The 17,415-nt window shown below is 47.9% G+C and carries 16 protein-coding genes; 7 read left to right on the top strand and 9 right to left on the bottom strand.

Annotated elements, in window-relative coordinates:
• The first annotated feature begins 61 nt into the window (after positions 1-61).
• Positions 62-1,057, top strand: a complete 996-nt coding sequence (locus S7335_RS09135; RefSeq protein WP_006454567.1) for an alpha/beta fold hydrolase — start codon at positions 62-64, stop codon at positions 1,055-1,057.
• On the opposite strand, the gene tsaD is transcribed toward S7335_RS09135, so the two are convergent.
• Entirely contained in the window at positions 1,027-2,223 is a 1,197-nt protein-coding gene (gene tsaD / locus S7335_RS09130) for a tRNA (adenosine(37)-N6)-threonylcarbamoyltransferase complex transferase subunit TsaD (protein ID WP_006456468.1), read from the bottom strand. The two genes, S7335_RS09135 and tsaD, sit on opposite strands and share 31 nt — an antisense overlap.
• A 273-nt stretch (positions 2,224-2,496) precedes the next feature.
• Between tsaD and S7335_RS09125 the strand changes: the two genes are divergently transcribed.
• From S7335_RS09125 to ald, 4 genes are all read left to right on the top strand, one after another.
• Positions 2,497-2,997, top strand: a complete 501-nt coding sequence (locus tag S7335_RS09125; protein ID WP_038017714.1) for a photosystem I reaction center subunit III — start codon at positions 2,497-2,499, stop codon at positions 2,995-2,997.
• Between the two features lie 159 nt (positions 2,998-3,156).
• Entirely contained in the window at positions 3,157-3,282 is a 126-nt protein-coding gene (psaJ, locus tag S7335_RS09120; RefSeq protein WP_006456081.1) for a photosystem I reaction center subunit IX, read from the top strand.
• Between the two features lie 79 nt (positions 3,283-3,361).
• Complete coding sequence (locus S7335_RS09115; RefSeq protein WP_006454456.1) at positions 3,362-3,850, top strand: photosystem I reaction center subunit XI; 489 nt, start codon at positions 3,362-3,364, stop codon at positions 3,848-3,850.
• 151 nt (positions 3,851-4,001) lie between these two features.
• Positions 4,002-5,099, top strand: a complete 1,098-nt coding sequence (ald, locus tag S7335_RS09110) for an alanine dehydrogenase (protein WP_006455896.1) — start codon at positions 4,002-4,004, stop codon at positions 5,097-5,099.
• 270 nt (positions 5,100-5,369) lie between these two features.
• Here ald and S7335_RS09105 read toward each other — a convergent pair whose 3' ends face one another.
• Together S7335_RS09105 and S7335_RS09100 are read right to left on the bottom strand one after the other, a co-directional pair.
• Complete coding sequence (locus S7335_RS09105; RefSeq protein ID WP_006457527.1) at positions 5,370-6,380, bottom strand: hypothetical protein; 1,011 nt, start codon at positions 6,378-6,380, stop codon at positions 5,370-5,372.
• Positions 6,381-6,614: 234 nt separating this feature from the next.
• Positions 6,615-7,838, bottom strand: coding sequence for an HhoA/HhoB/HtrA family serine endopeptidase (locus S7335_RS09100; RefSeq protein WP_006454321.1), 1,224 nt, complete (start codon positions 7,836-7,838; stop codon positions 6,615-6,617).
• Positions 7,839-8,175: 337 nt separating this feature from the next.
• Between S7335_RS09100 and S7335_RS09095 the strand changes: the two genes are divergently transcribed.
• On the top strand, positions 8,176-10,836 hold the full coding sequence (locus tag S7335_RS09095; protein ID WP_006455900.1) for an RNA helicase: 2,661 nt from the start codon (positions 8,176-8,178) through the stop codon (positions 10,834-10,836).
• A 19-nt stretch (positions 10,837-10,855) separates the two neighbouring features.
• On the opposite strand, the gene S7335_RS09090 is transcribed toward S7335_RS09095, so the two are convergent.
• The 6 genes from S7335_RS09090 to sodN all read right to left on the bottom strand — a co-directional run bounded on the left by S7335_RS09090 (position 10,856) and on the right by sodN (position 16,162).
• Positions 10,856-11,371: a hypothetical protein gene (locus S7335_RS09090; protein WP_006455676.1), complete on the bottom strand. Its 516-nt coding sequence runs from the start codon at positions 11,369-11,371 to the stop codon at positions 10,856-10,858.
• Between the two features lie 49 nt (positions 11,372-11,420).
• The gene (locus S7335_RS09085) at positions 11,421-12,938 is read right to left on the bottom strand and encodes a cryptochrome/photolyase family protein (protein WP_006457129.1); all 1,518 of its coding nucleotides are present in this window, start codon (positions 12,936-12,938) and stop codon (positions 11,421-11,423) included.
• A gap of 54 nt (positions 12,939-12,992) precedes the next feature.
• Positions 12,993-14,093: a hypothetical protein gene (locus S7335_RS09080; protein WP_006453959.1), complete on the bottom strand. Its 1,101-nt coding sequence runs from the start codon at positions 14,091-14,093 to the stop codon at positions 12,993-12,995.
• A 543-nt stretch (positions 14,094-14,636) separates the two neighbouring features.
• On the bottom strand, positions 14,637-15,125 hold the full coding sequence (locus S7335_RS09075) for a GNAT family N-acetyltransferase (RefSeq protein WP_006453714.1): 489 nt from the start codon (positions 15,123-15,125) through the stop codon (positions 14,637-14,639).
• A gap of 10 nt (positions 15,126-15,135) precedes the next feature.
• Positions 15,136-15,477 (bottom strand): nickel-type superoxide dismutase maturation protease, encoded by a 342-nt coding sequence (sodX, locus tag S7335_RS09070; RefSeq protein ID WP_038015960.1) that lies wholly within the window; start codon positions 15,475-15,477, stop codon positions 15,136-15,138.
• Between the two features lie 211 nt (positions 15,478-15,688).
• Complete coding sequence (gene sodN, locus S7335_RS09065; protein ID WP_006455901.1) at positions 15,689-16,162, bottom strand: superoxide dismutase, Ni; 474 nt, start codon at positions 16,160-16,162, stop codon at positions 15,689-15,691.
• 237 nt (positions 16,163-16,399) lie between these two features.
• On the opposite strand from sodN, the gene S7335_RS09060 reads away from it, so the two are divergent.
• Positions 16,400-17,383, top strand: a complete 984-nt coding sequence (locus tag S7335_RS09060) for a DNA/RNA non-specific endonuclease (RefSeq protein ID WP_006454360.1) — start codon at positions 16,400-16,402, stop codon at positions 17,381-17,383.
• Positions 17,384-17,415: the final 32 nt, after the last annotated feature.

The raw sequence follows: 17,415 nt of genomic DNA, 5'->3' as shown, positions 1-17,415 counted from the left end.
GCCTACTCAGGTAGACAACTGAAGCAACAGAATCACTTCTACACCAATGAAGCGTTAGCATATGGACATGCTCACAGAAAGTATCAGAGGCGTTCCCCATGCCTACGACTTCACCCAGGCGCGATCGCAAACAAATTCTTCGATCGTCCAGACTAGCGACAGATCTTATCCCCTCGTTTTTATCCACGGCTGGCTGCTTAGCAGGACCTATTGGCAGCCTTTAGTTCAAACTCTCTCGCTGAGCTATCGCTGCTTGACTTACGACATGCGTGGATTTGGGGAGTCAGTCCTGCCGAGTGATCTATCTCATGAACAATTAGATACTAGCTTCCAGGTAATCGAGCTACCAGCAGGGCGTTCTTTATTTGGGTTACACAGGAGCCAAAAAAGTGAGACATATCAGGCGTCTACCTACAGTCTGGCTGCCTATGCCAAAGATCTAGAATCTCTACTTGACCAGCTAGACATTGACCAGGTATGGCTACTAGGACATTCGTTAGGCGGCAGCATTGCGCTTTGGGCTGCCTATCTGCTACCGGAGCGAATCAAAGGCGTTATCTGCATTAATGCAGGAGGCGGCGTGTATATAGAGAACGAGTTCAAGAAATTTCGAGCAGCAGGTCAACAGATGCTCAAGTTTCGACCTAACTGGCTAGCTCAGCTGCCCTTGTTACCAAGACTATTTGCTCGCTTAATGGTTAAGCAACCTCTATCAGTTAGCTGGGGACAGCAGCGTATTCGTGATTTTGTTCGAGCCAATGCGCAAGCTGCCAGCGGCGCTTTATTAGAATCTACAACCGCAGCAGAAGTCTATCTATTGCCCCAAGTTATTAGCGCCCTTGCTCAGCCAGTCCACTTCATCACAGCTACCGAAGATACCGTAATGCCTCGGCGCTATGTTGATTATTTGGCTAGCTTTCATTCAGGCTTTGCTAGGGGTCAAATTGTCTCTGAGATAGCCAACTGCGGCCATATGGCTATGATCGAGCAGCCGGAGAAGGTAGCGCAAATCATTCACTCAGTCCTTCAGTCCAAAGCTTTTTGTTCGAACGCATAGAGTTTGTCGATATCTGTAAGGGATAGTTTTGACTGAGCGCCAAGGGTAAGGGGCGATCGCATGCCTCTATTAAACTGTGCCACTGCTGCACAAGCAATCATAGCTGCATTGTCCGTGCAGTATTTCATCGGTGGAAACAGCACTCTAATTCCGTACTCTGCCGCAGCTCTACTCAATGTTTCTCTAAGCTCGCTATTAGCCGCAACCCCACCGCCGACCACAATCGTGTCTAATCCATAATCGGTAGCACAGGCAATGGCTCGCTTTACCAGCGCTTTGACGACTGTAAATTGGAAGCTGGCTGCCACATCCGCTGTCGGTACCTCGCCTTTCCTGGCTGACGCCTCAGTCTGCAATTTCTCAATGAGCCGCCGCACTGCCGTCTTTAAGCCGCTAAAGCTAGCGTCATAGCGATGGAACCCACCGTTCGGCTGCGAAATTTTTCCTTCTGGCAACACAAAGGCTTTGGAATTCCCTTGCTTTGCGAGTCGATCGATCACCGGGCCACCAGGATACCCTAGCCCAAGCAGCCGAGCCACCTTGTCAAATGCCTCACCAGCCGCGTCATCCCGGGTCTTTCCTAGAATAGTATAGCTACCCGTATCCTGTACCTGGATCAAACTCGTATGTCCACCCGAAACCAATAGACATAAGAAAGGTGGCTGCAGGTCTTGATCACCTAGATAAGAAGCATGAATATGACCTTCTAGGTGATGAACCCCTAGAAAAGGTTTGTTGTGGACCATCGCCAGGGTTTTAGCGGCGGTGATTCCTACCATCAACGCACCAACTAGGCCGGGAGCACAGGTAGTGGCGATCGCATCCACCTGAGTCCAATCTAAGCCTGACTGAGACAGTGCCTGAGCGATCGCATTGCCAATCATCCCCACATGCTCCCGAGAGGCAACCTCAGGAACAACCCCACCGTAGCGCTGATGTGTCTCAATTTGTGAAGACACGATGCTGCTTAGTACTGTTCTACCTTGCACAATGGCTACTGCTGTCTCATCGCAACTTGTCTCGATAGCTAAGATAGTCGTCTGTGATTGACCCTGTGGCTGACTAGGGCCTTCTGCTGAGTACTCTATAACTTGTTCTTCAGTCCTTGCTATAGCGCGTGCTACGGCAGATTGTTTTTCAGAGGAAGAAGAGGATTGAGCCACCATAGTTCAGTCGTTGTTTAGTCGTTCAATCGTAAGTTATCTGTCTTTGGATAGACGGCTTTAAGGCGTTGTTCAGAGGTTCTTGACAGAATATGTCGAGGAATGTATCGGGATGTAAAGCGTTACGGTGCTTTCTTTACGGAGCTCTCATCCGAGGAGTATGATTGCCTACAAGCTGGGTTAGGCTTGTGGATTTTTGATGAAGTGCTGTTTGTGCAGTTTTATCAAACTATGGGCTTACTCAAAGCTTCTAGTAATGAGAGAGGAAACCTATATATGCGACGGTTGTTTGCTCTGGCTTTAGTTCTCTGTCTTTCCCTTGGTTTTGCTGCTCCAGCGACCGCCGGAATTGCAGGTGACGATGTAGCAGGTCTAGTTCCTTGCAACGAGTCAGCCGCCTTCCAAAAACGCGCTGCTGCTGCTCCCACAGATGAGGCAAAAGCCCGTTTTGAGTTCTATGGTAACACCAGCCTTCTGTGTGGCCCTGAAGGACTTCCCCACTTAGTTGTTGACGGCGATTTGGCTCACGCGGGTGAGTTTTTGATTCCGAGCCTACTGTTCTTACTGATTGCTGGTTGGATTGGCTGGGCCGGTCGGTCTTATGTCATTGCAGTCCGTAGCGAGAAGTCTCCTGAAGAAAAAGAGATCGTTATCGATGTGCCCTTGGCTATCAAGTGCTCTCTAAGTGGTGCCACTTGGCCACTTTTAGCATTTAAAGAGATCACATCTGGCGAGATGTTTGCCAAGAAAGAAGAGATTACAGTCTCTCCTCGCTAGATAATCCCAGCTAGATAACTCTAGCTAGATAACCTTTGCCAAGGTTTGTCTACAGTCTTTGTTTGGCAAACTTTGGTATGAATATAGCGCGTTGTCCAAAGGACTTTAAGCCAGAAATCGACAAGAAAACAGAGAACTGAACTCCAAGGAGGAGTATCTATGAGCAGTAATCTTTTGAAATATCTTTCGACCGCTCCTGTCATTGCCACCGTTTGGATGGTGATTACAGCGGGCATTTTGATTGAATTCAACCGGTTCTTTCCTGACCTACTTCTGCATCCTTAGGCTTTGGACAGCTTTTGATAGTTTGTTTTAGTGATTACGCAGTTGTGTTGAGTAAGTTTGGAGAACTAAGAAATTAGATATGCCAGCATCATCAAATTTTATCAAGCCCTATGAGGGCGATCCACAAATCGGTAATTTAGAAACCCCTTTAAACTCGTCTGGGTTGTCTAAAGCTTTTCTCGAAAACCTACCGGCCTATCGTACTGGGCTTTCCGCTCAGCGACGGGGTTTAGAAGTAGGTATGGCCCACGGCTATTTACTGTATGGTCCGTTTGCGCTACTAGGTCCGCTTAGAGACACGGATGTACTTGGGATCACGGGTTTGCTTAGCGCTATCGGTCTAGTGCTGATTTTGACCGTCTGTTTGTCTATCTACGGTGGTGCCGATGTCAGCTCCGAGATTTCTCGGAATACGCTGCCTTATCAACCACCCGAAGCTTTGAGCACTGATGAAGGCTGGAGCGAGTTCGCTGGCAGCTTCCTAATCGGTGGCATTGGGGGTGCTATTTTTGCATACTTTTTGAGCGCGAATCTGCCACTATTATTAGGCTCGATAGCAGGCGCTTAGTAAGTAATCTATTAGACAATTCTTGTATGCACTCAGTGTGTATGATTTCCCCTAATACATTTGGCTACCCCTCGCATCAAACGATCCGAGGGGTACTCAGTCTAAATATGTATAGAATGAAATCTTTTAAGGATTCACAGGAATTGAAATAATGGATATTGGCGTTCCGAAAGAAATTAAGGATCAAGAGTTTCGGGTGGGGCTAAGTCCAGCGAGTGTAAAAGAGCTATGCGATCGCGGTCATAGCGTCACAGTCGAAACCCAAGCAGGCGTTGGTGCTGGCTTCAGCGATGAGGACTATGTAGAAGCGGGAGGGAGGATCGCTGCCGATGCTCTAAAACCTTGGCAGCAAGAGATGGTCGTTAAGGTAAAAGAGCCTCTACCTGCAGAATATGAGCTGATTCAGGATAGACAGCTACTCTTTACCTATCTGCATTTGGCTGCCGGCAGGAATCTAACCGAACGGCTAATCGAAAGTGGCGTTAGTGCGATCGCGTATGAAAGCGTCGAAAAGGATGGCACACTTCCACTACTGATGCCTATGAGTGTAATTGCAGGCAGATTATCTGTACAGTTTGGAGCTCGGTTCCTAGAGAAACAACAAGGTGGACGCGGCGTTTTACTCGGTGGAATACCCGGTGTCAGTTCAGGTAAAGTAGCGATCCTCGGTGGCGGCGTAGTCGGTACGGAAGCTGCAAAAATGGCGGTCGGATTAGGCGCTCAAGTGACCATCATCGACATTAGCGTAGAGCGTCTTTCCTATCTAGAAACTTTGTTCGGCTCCAGAGTCAATCTGTTGTATAGCAATACGCCCAATATTTCCGCCACTGTCACTGATGCTGATTTGGTAGTGGGTTCAGTACTGGTCCCTAATCGGAAAGCCCCTACACTAGTGACCAAAGCGATGGTAAGCAAGATGCGGGCCGGATCTGTGATTGTAGATGTCGCCGTAGATCAAGGTGGCTGTATTGAGACTTTGAAGGTAACCTCCCATAGCGATCCGGTGTATACAGAGTTAGGGGTTGTGCACTATGGCGTACCTAACATGCCAGGAGCAGTGCCCTGGACCGCAACACAAGCGCTAAATAACAGCACGCTACCGTACGTTATCCAGCTAGCAGAGTTGGGGATGGGTGCGCTCAAGCATCCATCGGCGGTTGGAAAAGGATTGCAGAGCGCGCTGAACGTGGAAGAACATCGGTTAGTGCATCCAGCCGTGCGAAAGGTCTTTCCAGATCTCGCAGCCTGAGGACTCCGCGGCTACTTAGATTCTATTAAATGTGATCGCAAGAAAACCGCCGCGCTAAACAGTAGTAGCAGAAGGCGGCGGTAGTGTGAGGAAAGCTGATATATAGCAATGACCGGATGCATACTCTGCGAGAAGGCAAAGCCTACGGTCACTGCTGACCACTTAGCTATTTAGGCATCAAGGGTTTCAGCCCTAGAAAATGTGTAGAGCTAAGTAGCGAAAGCTATAGAAAAGCGACAAAGTGTATATTCTGTCGCGGAGCGCGACCTATCACCAATAACCTTGCTCTATCAAAAAGGCTTTAAGCGCAGTTGGAAAATCAGGGTGATGACCAATCACCTCACCACGTTGACTGCGAATGCTCATGCCCAAGTCCAGGGGTGGATCTTGGTTGTAGTGGGCGAGCATGTATGACCAGCCCGACTCATACTCACCCACTAAAGATTTATTCGCCACATAGGCAGCAAGTAAGCCGTGAGCGTTCATGTCCTGTTGGTTTCGCTGCTCGAGATCTGCAATTTTTGAGTAGATATAGTGCGGATAATTTCGAGTCGAGTTGACAAAGTTACCCTCAACTAGAGAAAAAACCATTGGCGGTGCCACTGAGCCGGCATAGCTAGAAAACTTTGCGAGAAAGTCACTATCAATCGTGACAAATTCAAACGAACCATCACCATCGATATCCTCAAATTCTCCACTGAGCGTCTCGTCTAGGCTGAGTTTGTTAAAGCCATCACCACGCCAGCTGTAAACAGTGGTCGATACGCAACAGTGTGCACCCCCAGTAAATCCTTGAATAGCGACTTCCATACCGCCGTCTTGGTCAAAATCTCCAATTGAGACATTGCCACTGCCAAGCGCGATCGCATAGTCCTTTACACTCAGCTCACCCTGATAAAAAATCTCATATCTTAACAGCGGACGATTCTTTGCGGTAATGTCTTCGCGAGCAGTATAAGAAACTTTGACCTCTATGGGACCGCTAGCAAGGGTAGCATTATCTAAGCTAGGTGTGTCGTATCGAATCTCCAGCTCAGTCAGTGACCCTATGCTATGAGCCGTTTCAGCTTTAGCTGCGCTAGAGACAGATAGAAAAGCGCCTTGCTGGGACTGAGGCTCATTCTGCTCAACGTCAGCGTCGCCTGGGGTGATTTCGGCGTCGCTTTCAGCGCCAGTCGGATCAACAGGTGGTGCCAAAATCAATGGGTTGCTAGTCTGTGGATCGCCACAGCTTATCGTTACTAAACCAAACGCACAGAGTGCCCAAAGCCAGTTTTTCACTATTTTTCCCTACCGTGCAAACGTCTTTGTGTGAACACTTAGATCTACTTCCACCACGTACTCTCTTATTCCGTGTGCTGGTGTACTTCGTTAGGTAACAAACGCGCTATAGAAAAGCCGCAACCCTGCTAGAGCAGGTCACGGCCATGGTGTGGGGATTAAGTTTGGTGTGAGGAAAGAAAGCTATTGCTCAATAGCCCGCTCAATAGCTGTTTCTGTTGATCAACAAAAAGGCTAACTCTGGGCAGGCAGCGGCTGCGGGCGCAACGATAGTGTCCTATTATCACCGTTGCGATCAATATTTAAGCGCAACTCTCTGTCTAGACCGTTATCTTCGACCGCTTGCTGAACCTCTTGGCCAGTCGAAATAGATTCGCCGTTCACTTGACTAACGACATCGCCAGATCTTACGCCTGCTCTAGCCGCGGGTGAACCAGGAACTACTTCGGCGACTAACACGCCGCTATCAGCAGCAACGCTAAAGCCATTATTAGGATCTTGATTAATCGAGTCACGCACCTCAGGAGTCAGGTTCACCATCCTAATCCCGATAAAGGGATGATCTACCTTGCCATCCGCAACTAGCTGGGTAGAGATGCGCTGTACTGCATCGATTGGAATCGCGAACCCAATGCCATTTGCCCCCTGAATGATAGCTGTGTTCATCCCAATTACTTCGCCACGAGCGTTGAGCAATGGCCCACCGGAGTTCCCAGGATTGATGGCTGCGTCTGTTTGGATAAAGTCTACGCGCTTATCAGGGATGCCTACTTGACCGCTGGTGCGTCCGGTGGCGCTGACGATGCCGACAGTTACTGTATTGTCTAGGCCAAGTGGATTACCAATGGCGATCGCAACTTCTCCAGGCAGCAGTTCTGCCTCACTGACAGCCAGCGTAGGCAAATCATTTGCATCAAGATCAATCACTGCCACATCTGTCACTGGATCGCTGCCTAGTACCGTGCCTTCAAACGTACGACCGTCCTTCAGCGTTACCTGCACAGTATCTGCACCTTCTACCACATGAGCGTTAGTCAAGATCTGACCATCTTCACTGACAATGAAACCAGAGCCAACGCCGTTTCGCGTTCTTTCTCGAGGCATCTGCGAGGGAAACTGGTCACCAAAGAAACGACGAAAACTCTCAGGGACATTAGGCGCATTCTGAGTAACTGTCCGAGAAGCATTGATTCGGACAACCGCTGGTCCTACAGCCTGAACAACCTCAGCAACTGAGGTGGCTTCGGCCGGTACTGTTAAGCTAACTGGCATAGGCTCGGGATGGTCAGATGACTCGACGATAGCGGCCTTATTTGCAGTTTGGTTCAGTGGACCCATCGCGGCATAGGTGCCTGCCGTAGCTGTGCCTGCACCTAATAGAACCAGTGCCAAAGAAGTTGCAATGCTACGTTTAGAAGAATGCTTGCTTGGAACGTGTTCAGAATGATTGGCTGTCATAGCTTACGGCTTGATTTTCTAGGGAACATTCTCAAGATATCTAGCGATTTTGACAACGGAGTGACAATGATGTGGCAATTGTATGAAGCTCGTAAATCTTGCCGACGACTGAGGGCAAAGAGCCAGAAGTGACACAAATTCACTTAGACATCACCGCTAAGATACCGAGCGAGAGTCAGGAGGCCTTTGAGAAAGCCGCAAGCGCAAAGGGAAATTGCCCTATCTCCTAGGCTGATGAATGCAGATATCTCACTGAAGACTCACATCGAGAGCTAATTTTCCCCGACTTTTCCTGTCACTGGCACAATAGAGGGGTTCCCTTACTCTAAATGCCTTCGTGTTAGCGCCTGAAACCCTATTTCCTTTTCGGTTAGACGACTTCCAAATAGATGCGATCGCAGCTTTAAACCAAGGTCAGTCTATTATCGTCTGCGCACCTACCGGTTCTGGCAAAACCCTTATAGGTGAATATGCTATTCACCGTGCCCTAGAGATGGGGCGTCGCGTCTTCTACACAACGCCTCTAAAGGCACTTTCTAATCAGAAACTACGAGATTTTCAGCAAGCGTTTGGTGAAGAAAGTGTGGGTCTGCTCACAGGCGATAGCTCTGTTAACCGAGAGGCGCCTGTAGTCGTCATGACTACGGAGATTTTTCGTAATATGCTCTACGGCACCACTATTGGTGAAGTAGGCACATCCCTGCGAGATGTGCAGGCAGTCATATTAGACGAGTGTCACTACATGAACGACCGCCAACGGGGCACTGTCTGGGAAGAATCGGTTATCTACTGTCCTCCAGAAATTCAGCTAGTAGGCCTCTCTGCCACCATCGAAAATGGCGGCCAGCTCACTGATTGGATCAACGAAGTCCATGGGCCTACCCGGCTAATCTATTCGGACTATCGTCCGGTTCCGCTAAACTTTCACTTTGCAGTAGAAAAGGGCATTTTCCCGCTCCTCAATAATCAGAAGACGAGCATTCATCCTCGGCTAAAGAACTATCGCAAACCCCCTCGCCGACAGCGTGGTCAAAAGAAAAAGGCGGGTGCGACGCTTCCAGGGGTGGTGAGTCAGCTCCAAGCCAAAGATATGCTACCTGCTATTTACTTTATCTTCAGCCGCAAGGGATGCGATAAGGCGGTACAGGCTGTAGCTAGTATGAACTTAGTGAGCGCCGCTGAAGCTGAGTTGTTGAAACGGCGAATTGATCGCTTTGTTGAACGCAACCCGGAAGCGATTCGCACCAATCAGCTAGAACCGTTGTATCGTGGCGTCGCCGCCCATCATGCTGGAATATTACCGGCTTGGAAGAGCCTGGTAGAAGAACTCTTTCAAGCAGGACTCATTAAGGTTGTCTTTGCAACTGAGACGCTAGCAGCAGGTATCAACATGCCGGCAAGGACAACTGTGATTGCGAGCCTCTCTAAGCGCACTGATAGCGGTCACCGATTGCTGCACGCATCCGAGTTTTTGCAAATGTCGGGGCGAGCAGGACGACGGGGCATGGATGTAGAAGGCCATGTGGTAACTGTAGAATCTCCTTTTGAAGGCGCAAAGGAAGCTGCGAGCCTAGCCCTAGCGCCACCAGATCCGCTAGTAAGTCAGTTCACACCAAGCTATGGCATGGTGCTAAATCTGCTGCAAGTTCACACAGCCGAAGAAGCTCAAGAGCTCATTGAAAGGAGTTTTGGGCAGTATCTAGCAACGCTACACTTAGCGCCTCAGAAAAAGGCGATCGCCAAGCTAGAACAAGATATTGCCGTCCTACAAGATCAGCTAGCTTATATCGATGAGGCAGCGCTGGCTGAGTATGAAAAACTACGAGGTTGGCTACGAGAAGAAGAAAGGTTGTTGAAAATTCTACAGCAGCAGGCAGAAGAAAGCATTGGTACTCTAGAGCCAGTCGCTATTTCCTTCGCGATGGCAGGTACAGTTCTTTCTTTAAAAGGCAAGAATATTAAAGTAGCGACGCCACTACCGGCTGTATTAGTGAGTAAAGTACCCGGGCCAGGGCAGTTTCCCTTCTTGGTCTGCTTAGGAGCGAATAACCGCTGGTATGTAGCGACCGTAAAAGATGTGGCGGCACTCCCTGAGAGGTCCGCTGGTACAGCAGGAAGTCGCCTTCGCGCAGCAGACGACCTCACTCCGCCTGTAGATCTAATCTATTCACCCGGAAAATCGCGTAAAGGGAACGAAGTATCCGCGGCTGTAGCCGCGAAAATACCTGAGATCACGGCAATAGAAACGCAGGCACCTGAAGTCAAAGAACAACAAGAGAAAGCTGCAGCTGTCGCTCAAAAGCTGGCGCAGAATCCGGTGGCACAATTAGAGAATCCAAAGGCAGTTGTCAAGCAACAGAAACGACTGCTCAAACTGGAAGAAGAAAGACGCGATCGTCTGCAAAAATACGAAAACTACACGCATCACTATTGGCTAGAATTCGTCAGCCTGATGCAGGTGCTCGAAGACTTTGAGTGTTTAGAAGAAAATACTCCGACTGAGATGGGTCAGCTATGCGCCGCCATTCGTGGCGATAACGAACTCTGGCTGGGCATGGCTCTTGCTTCTGGAGAGTTTGACGCCCTAGAGCCACAGCAGTTTGCTGCTGCTTGCGCTGGTATCTTGATGGAAAACAATAGATCTGACACTTGGATTCGCTATCACGCTACTCGGCCAGTATTAGAAGCGCTTGGCGGTTTACGCAGTCTTAGACGACGTATCTTTCAAGCACAAAGAAGACAAGATATTCAAATTCCAGTCTGGCTAGAAGAAGACTTAATTGCTCTTGTAGAACAGTGGGCGCTCGAAACAGAATGGCAAGTACTCTGTGACAATACCAGCCTCGACGAAGGCGATGTTGTCAGGCTATTGCGCCGGACCCTAGACTTTCTTTCCCAGATTCCTCATGTCCCCTATCTTTCTGAATCCGTTCGCAGTAATGCTAGGCAGGCTGCCTATCTAATCAACCGATTTCCAGTTAATGAAACGCCTGATTAACTATCTACTGAGCTACTCTTCAAAACGCACAGCCCTTGGGCCAAGGACTGGATTCAGCTAGTTCTGCCGCAAAATCAGCTGGGAGGGTGATTTGACGAAACGTTTCACCAACCGTGCCAGACATAGCGCGATCGCTATAGCCATCTGGATGCATATGAACTCGTACAATCACAGGCTGAGCGGTCACAAGATCAGATTCAATTGGCCCGCCTGATCGCGTAAAGGGCTGCTCTTCAATATGGCTGTGAGCGAGCGTGCGTCTGTAGATCAAGTCGCCCTCTTCAGTGATGACTTCCCACCAGTTTGCATAGCGGTCACATCCCGTATCAGGACTACGCACCGTCACCGAAAAAAGATAGCCTGAGGCTTCTTCTGTAGTTTCTACAGCGATAACGCTAGCAGGCGTCTCATCTACTGACGATTCTGTGACCGCTGAACTTCCTTTGGTCACAGATTGAGTGCCACAGCTCGCCAAACCCACTATCAGGAAAGTAAGACCTACCGAGGTGAGCTTGACCTTTAAGGAACTGTTCATTGTTATAGATACCTTGTTATAGATGCCTTCAGTGTGGGTATAAGTTGGATCAATTATCTTCGCGCCAATGGTTGGCAAGCTGCTTGATTTCAGATAGTTCTTCTGCTGTCATTCGATCTAGGTTCTTTAAGATAAAGTTCATTCGTCCCTGAGAACTCAGTTTCTCTCTATGACGATCTAAGAAATCCCAATAGAAGAAGTTGAATGGACAAGCGTTCTCGCCTATTCGAGCTTTGTTGTCATAGCTGCACCCTTTACAATAGTCGCTCATCTTATTCACGTAGTTTGCACTAGATGCATAGGGCTTCGTCGCTAGCATGCCCCCATCCGCAAAAAGGCCCATGCCAATCACGTTGGTTTGCATCACCCAGTCATAGCCGTCAATGAAGGCAGCATGAAACCAATCTTCTACTTGTTGAGGGGAAAGGCCCGAGATCAAAGAAAAGTTGGCAAGGATCATTAGCCGCTGAATATGGTGGGCATAGCCAGTGCGTTTGAGCGTGTTGATGGTCTGGTGGAGACAGTTTAGCTTGGTGTCACCAGTCCAAAAAAAATCGGGTAGAGAATGAATATGCTCAAAATAATTGCGCGAAGGATAGTCAGCATCTACGTGGTTGTAGATGCCGCGCATGTATTCGCGCCAGCCGAGAACCTGACGAATAAAGCCCTCCACGCTGTTAAGTGGAATAGGATGGTCTGAATTAGCAGCAGATTCGTAGGCAGCAATGACTGCATCAATTACCTCCATCGGCTGCAATAGTCCAATGTTTAGATAGGGTGATAGCATCGCATGCCACATTGTATCTTCGCCAGTGACCATCGCATCTTGATACGGTCCAAAGGTAGTAAGACGATCGCGCACAAAATTGTCTAGCACCTGCAACGCCTGCTCTCTTGTCACCGCCCAACCAAAACTATCAGACTCGCCGAACGTTGAATAGTCAGCCGTTTTCACCGTTTTCATCACGGTTTGCGTAATCTCATCTGGTTCAAACGTCAGTGGCTTTGGCGGTGAAATCGTTCCTTTCGGCGGTCTCCGATTTTCCTTATCGAAGTTCCACTGACCCCCTACTGGCTTTTTGCCATCCATCAAAATATCAAACCGCCTTCGCCCTTCTCGATAAAACGACTCCATTAAAAGGCTTTTACGAGATGTAGCCCACGATTCAAACTCTGCTGTAGACCATAGAAAATGATTGTTCTGTGTTTGAACAATCTCGCAGTCTAGCGACATCGCATCTAACCACTCTGCAAACGGACGATCTGCGGGTTCCATTACCCGCAATTCGTCGATGTTGTTTTGCTCGATCCATTCTTCGAGCGGTGCTTGAAAGGTCGTGGCTATCTTGTAGGTTACTTGCCAGCCTTCTGCCTTTAATTCCTCGGCAAAGTGGCGCATTGCTGACCAAATTAGCACTAGCTTCTGCTGATGGTATCGCCTCTTTATTACATAGTCGATTGATTCGATCAAGATAATTGGCGTATCAGATTTGTTTGCTTCACAGCTAGCGATCGCCGACTGAGCACACCAAAGCTGATCGCCTAACACCCAAATACCAACCGTCATAAAATCTCTATAATTTGAGTTCAGTTCTAGTGTAACGCGAGCTATCTATCAGCCTTACGCGCTTGGACTATCTGCCTTTGCCCACCGTAAAAGATGACGCTGAATCCAGCGAATTTCTTGATAGCTGCCAACCACACAAAGGCAGGGGCTAGGGGCATCGTGATTATAGAAAGTGAACGTTAGCTTGGCACCCAATAAGTTCCAGTCGTTGAGGAAGAAGAAAAAAGCAGGGGCGACTGTGACCGCTTTCACTGACAGACGAGAATAGTGAAGTTGACTCTCAAGTAGCGGTGCATTCTCCTTCCTCACTCCATTCAGCTTCGGCATCAAGGCAGTTGTGAGGCTCAAGAAGGTACGCCCGCTAGATTTGCGACTAAGTCTAATGATCGCCTGCCTCCGTACTGTTCTTTGCTTGTGCTCTAGAGTAATGATGCACTCAAACAAAAGCGGAAGTAGCACGGCGACAAAAACACCTATGGCAATAGAGCCAGTCATGGCAACGGCACCGCCAACAAAGGTAACAGTACCGACAACCGCCAATAGCCAATTTTTTAAGCTTTCGCCTGCGTCCTCAGCAACGATGCCTGTACAGATGCGAGACTCTAAACATCGAATAGATAGGCTATCTGAAACAGCGCTCACTTTAAAGTCTGCATAGGCTGTTTGTGGTACAGGAAATGCCTGATGCGAGGACAGGGCAGCTTTGCGGCGTTTTCTTGTAGATATAGATTGCTCCGTGGTCTGAACGTATGGTTTGACCAGTGGTTTGACTAAGGCTAATGCTGGCCCTAATGCTGTTTCTACTTCAAAGGATTCTATATAGGGAAGTGTTGCTGGTAACTGATAAGGCTGTAAACCCGCTTCTTGCAACTGTAATAACGTCTCTTCTATCTCCTTCTTTTGGGGGTCTGGGTAATATAAAAGCAGCTTGACAATCGTTTGTAAGTTTGAATGAATATCTGTTGCCAGAAAAGTTCTCTTACCGACTTCTTGGCTTAGGCATTTTTCTAGGCGGTAACAAGATGTTTTTTGGTTTAGTCGCGCTGTTAGCGATCGCTCAGTTGCCTGAAGCGATTCTGTCTTGAGACTTCTTGGCTTAATCAAGTGACCGATCATCTGGCTGCTTGTCTGATGAATGATGTCGTAGCGCTTCATAAAGACTAAGGGGTTCTATGGTGAATCTACCGTAGCTGTATGTATCCAGACTAGAATGAACACCTTCTTTTTTCGGGATAAACCCCATAGAAAATAGAAAACTACCAAACGAAGCGGTGAAACGTGAAGAGTTAGTATGTTTGGACTCACTCTTGGAACTCAACAACAACTTTTGAAATGCGTTGGCCAAACACGGATTGCTGACTACAAAGAATCAACTGTGCAGCTTAGCTAATAGCAATGTGCGGATGCATTCGTATATTGCGAGTCACTTAGCCTGTTGAAACACAGGGGCTGTAGCCAATGACTATGCTGTAAGCTAAGTGACCAAAGCGATAAGTACTCAATTCAACCAACACTCAATCAGTCGAGTCGTAATTGTACTGTTTTCCGTCAAGTTGATTTACGTCAAGTTGAACAGCTAGGGTATGAAGCTTATTTGCCTAGCTTTCTTTGCCTGCTCAACCATCGCCAGGACTAGGGCGGTTGTTGCTAAGAAGGGACTAAAGACAACAGTCTCTAGGTAAGGCTATGTAGAAAGACTCATTTGTCTGCTTTGGCGAAACCAAGCAGCGCTTCTCCAGCAAGCCGACATCCTGTCCATTCTTCCATAAGTACTGCGCCTATCTTTTTGTAGAAACTAATTGCGTCTTCATTCCAGTCTAAAACGCTCCACTCCAGGCGGCCGCATCCCTGTTCTACCGCGTGGTTGGCTAGATAGTTTAACAGTCCTGTTGCAATTCCTTGACGGCGATAGTCGGGCGATACAAAAAGATCTTCTAGATAGATTCCTGGCTTCATTAAGAAGGTAGAAAAGTTGTAGAAGTAAAGCGCAAATCCTACCGTCTTTCCATCGGACTCGGCAACAATAGCTTCGGCAACAGGCTTTTTCCCGAACAACCCTTGATGCAAATCTTCTGGCGTCCCGACCATTTCATGAGCTAGCTTTTCATACTCGCTAAGCGCAGTGACCAGCTCAAAAATAGCCATGACATCCCTGGGCGTAGCTAGTCTAATTTTGTATGCCGACATCATCTTCTCCCTAAATTAATCGACTAGTCACTCTGCCGATAACTAACTCACGAGCAACTACGCCAAAAGAGCGACTGTCGCTACCTTCAGATTTATTGTCACTAAGCACATAGCAGCTGCCATCATAGAAAGCTTCCGTTACCCGCTTTACCAACCTAATGCTAGGCCTTTGTGGATGACGACAGATAATGATGTCTCCTGGGAAGAGCCTAACCGTTCTAGAAAGAGGATGTACCAGTACGTCTTCACCAGAATGGAGAGTGGGTAACATCGAATTTCCTGTGACTCGAAACCGCCACCGCTTGCCCAATGTCCAAAATCCAATCTCCTTCCAATCGCGCCTAAGTTTCATGAGCGTAAAACTTTATGACTACAAAATTCCATAGCCGCGAACTATAGAAGCTATCGCTATTGAAGCAGTTATTGACTGAATTATCCTACCTGAGAGATCGAACAACCTGTTGTATGTTGTTTAGAACCCTTACAAAAAAAGTTCTGCAACATCGTTTAATCGATTGCAGAACCTCTTTGTCTATTGTTACAGATGTATGCTTACTGACTCACTAACTAGCGGTATACCAAGATACATCACGGCTCTTAGTCTCCCAAAAGATGTTATGGATCTTCTGAACCGCGTCCATGAGTTCTTGACAGTGCTGAGTGCTAACTTCCACTTTGCATGCAGAGCAGAGCTTCGCAGCTTTCCAGAAAGTATCATGTAGATCAGGATATTTCTCTAAATGAACGGGCTTAAAATAGTCAGTCCATAGAATCAACAGCTCATCTTTGGTAATTTGAGCCTGTTCTTCTTTGATAGCGATAAACCGAGACATGGTGTTTTGGTAAGATGCCATGGCTTGAGTATCACCACCTTCAGGGTGCTCTAGGTCTAATATCTTCTTTGTCATAGAAACGACTGCTTCTGCAGCAATGCGAGCAGAAGACGGATCGTACACACCGCAGGGGCCATCGCAATGAGCTTGAACTTCAGGGGCCGGGAACAAAGCCTTTAGCGCGGAAATAACTGTACTGAGCATAGGTGAAATCTAAAAAACTGTACGGATTTAGTATACCGCTCAAGCTTTTGCGTGGATGAACTATTAAGGAAGCCGTTAAGCCTTTTGATTAATTACTGTTTGTGATCGGGCATTGTTTGGTAGAGCCAGTCATAATCACCGAATGCGCTTGTAGTACAAAAGAAAAATGGTTCAAATATACTGTTTTCGGTTGTGGGTTAGTGGTGGATAAGGCTGTTATATCGAGGGGTTGATTGGGTGAAGAGATTACTAAAAAGCGCATTCATACTGCTTGCCATTAGTTTATCTAGCTGCGACCAGTTTGATAAACCAGACATTTACGCTAGCTTGCCCCCTTGTGTTGATAGCTACTGTGATTGTGGAGATTTCAAAAATCAACAGCTTGCTCAAACCGTTCTATCATCTTTTCCATCTGATTACTATGGCCTAGATAGAGACGGAAATGGACTAGCTTGCGAACAGCTACCTCAAACCGATGTAAGCTTGGGTCCAGCGACTTATTTCTCAAACAATGAGCATTTAAGTCTCGGTAATCCAAGTAACGCTGGACAAGAAGATCCTAACAACTTGTTGATTGAGCGAGATCAGTATGTGCTCTCTTACAGTCGCGATCGCAATCTCTTGAATTGGGCTAGCTGGTGGGTCGCCCCCCGCTGGTTAGGCAAAAGCAGCCGGCAAGATGATTTTCGCGTGGATGGTGGGTTGCCTCAAGGATTCTATCAGGTGACCCCTACCGAGTATAAACGTAGCGGCTACGATCGGGGCCATATGGTCGCATCAGGCGATCGCACCTCAACATCAAAAGACAACTCAATCACTTTCTTGATGAGCAATATTTTTCCGCAGGCCCAGGAAAACAATCGGGGACCATGGCGCGCCTTAGAAGAATATGGACGCGACCTAGTTCATCAACAAGGCAAGTCGCTATACGTGATTGGTGGAGTCTATGGTGATAAAGGATCGGTCGGTAAAGCAACTATTCCAGGTCGGCTATGGAAGGTAATGGTAGTGATGGATTCCACCGAAGATGAGGTGACCCGGCGCACGCAGGTGATCGCTGTCGACATGCCAAATAGCGATCGCATCGAAGATAATTGGCTGCCCTATCGTACTACGGTTGATCGCATTGAAATTGCCACTGGCTATGATCTCCTTTCGGATATTCCTACGACTATTCAAGCCAAGATTGAATCCAAGATGAACGAGGTAACGCTGCGCTAAAACACTGCACTAGAAGATGGTTAATGGTTGCG

Origin of the sequence: Synechococcus sp. PCC 7335 (genome assembly GCF_000155595.1) — a bacterium.
Lineage (GTDB): Bacteria > Cyanobacteriota > Cyanobacteriia > Phormidesmidales > Phormidesmidaceae > Phormidesmis.
The sequence above is the reverse complement of the archived record's forward strand: the minus strand, read 5'-3'. Positions and strand labels throughout refer to the sequence as shown.

What these genes read in the sequence shown, in the direction of transcription:
- S7335_RS09135 (WP_006454567.1), top strand. Translation starts at nt 62, where the DNA reads ATGGACATGCTCACAGAAAGTATCAGAGGCGTTCCCCATGCCTACGAC.
- tsaD (WP_006456468.1), bottom strand. Translation starts at nt 2,223, where the DNA reads ATGGTGGCTCAATCCTCTTCTTCCTCTGAAAAACAATCTGCCGTAGCA.
- S7335_RS09125 (WP_038017714.1), top strand. Translation starts at nt 2,497, where the DNA reads ATGCGACGGTTGTTTGCTCTGGCTTTAGTTCTCTGTCTTTCCCTTGGT.
- psaJ (WP_006456081.1), top strand. Translation starts at nt 3,157, where the DNA reads ATGAGCAGTAATCTTTTGAAATATCTTTCGACCGCTCCTGTCATTGCC.
- S7335_RS09115 (WP_006454456.1), top strand. Translation starts at nt 3,362, where the DNA reads ATGCCAGCATCATCAAATTTTATCAAGCCCTATGAGGGCGATCCACAA.
- ald (WP_006455896.1), top strand. Translation starts at nt 4,002, where the DNA reads ATGGATATTGGCGTTCCGAAAGAAATTAAGGATCAAGAGTTTCGGGTG.
- S7335_RS09100 (WP_006454321.1), bottom strand. Translation starts at nt 7,838, where the DNA reads ATGACAGCCAATCATTCTGAACACGTTCCAAGCAAGCATTCTTCTAAA.
- S7335_RS09090 (WP_006455676.1), bottom strand. Translation starts at nt 11,371, where the DNA reads ATGAACAGTTCCTTAAAGGTCAAGCTCACCTCGGTAGGTCTTACTTTC.
- S7335_RS09085 (WP_006457129.1), bottom strand. Translation starts at nt 12,938, where the DNA reads ATGACGGTTGGTATTTGGGTGTTAGGCGATCAGCTTTGGTGTGCTCAG.
- S7335_RS09080 (WP_006453959.1), bottom strand. Translation starts at nt 14,093, where the DNA reads ATGAAGCGCTACGACATCATTCATCAGACAAGCAGCCAGATGATCGGT.
- S7335_RS09075 (WP_006453714.1), bottom strand. Translation starts at nt 15,125, where the DNA reads ATGTCGGCATACAAAATTAGACTAGCTACGCCCAGGGATGTCATGGCT.
- sodX (WP_038015960.1), bottom strand. Translation starts at nt 15,477, where the DNA reads ATGAAACTTAGGCGCGATTGGAAGGAGATTGGATTTTGGACATTGGGC.
- sodN (WP_006455901.1), bottom strand. Translation starts at nt 16,162, where the DNA reads ATGCTCAGTACAGTTATTTCCGCGCTAAAGGCTTTGTTCCCGGCCCCT.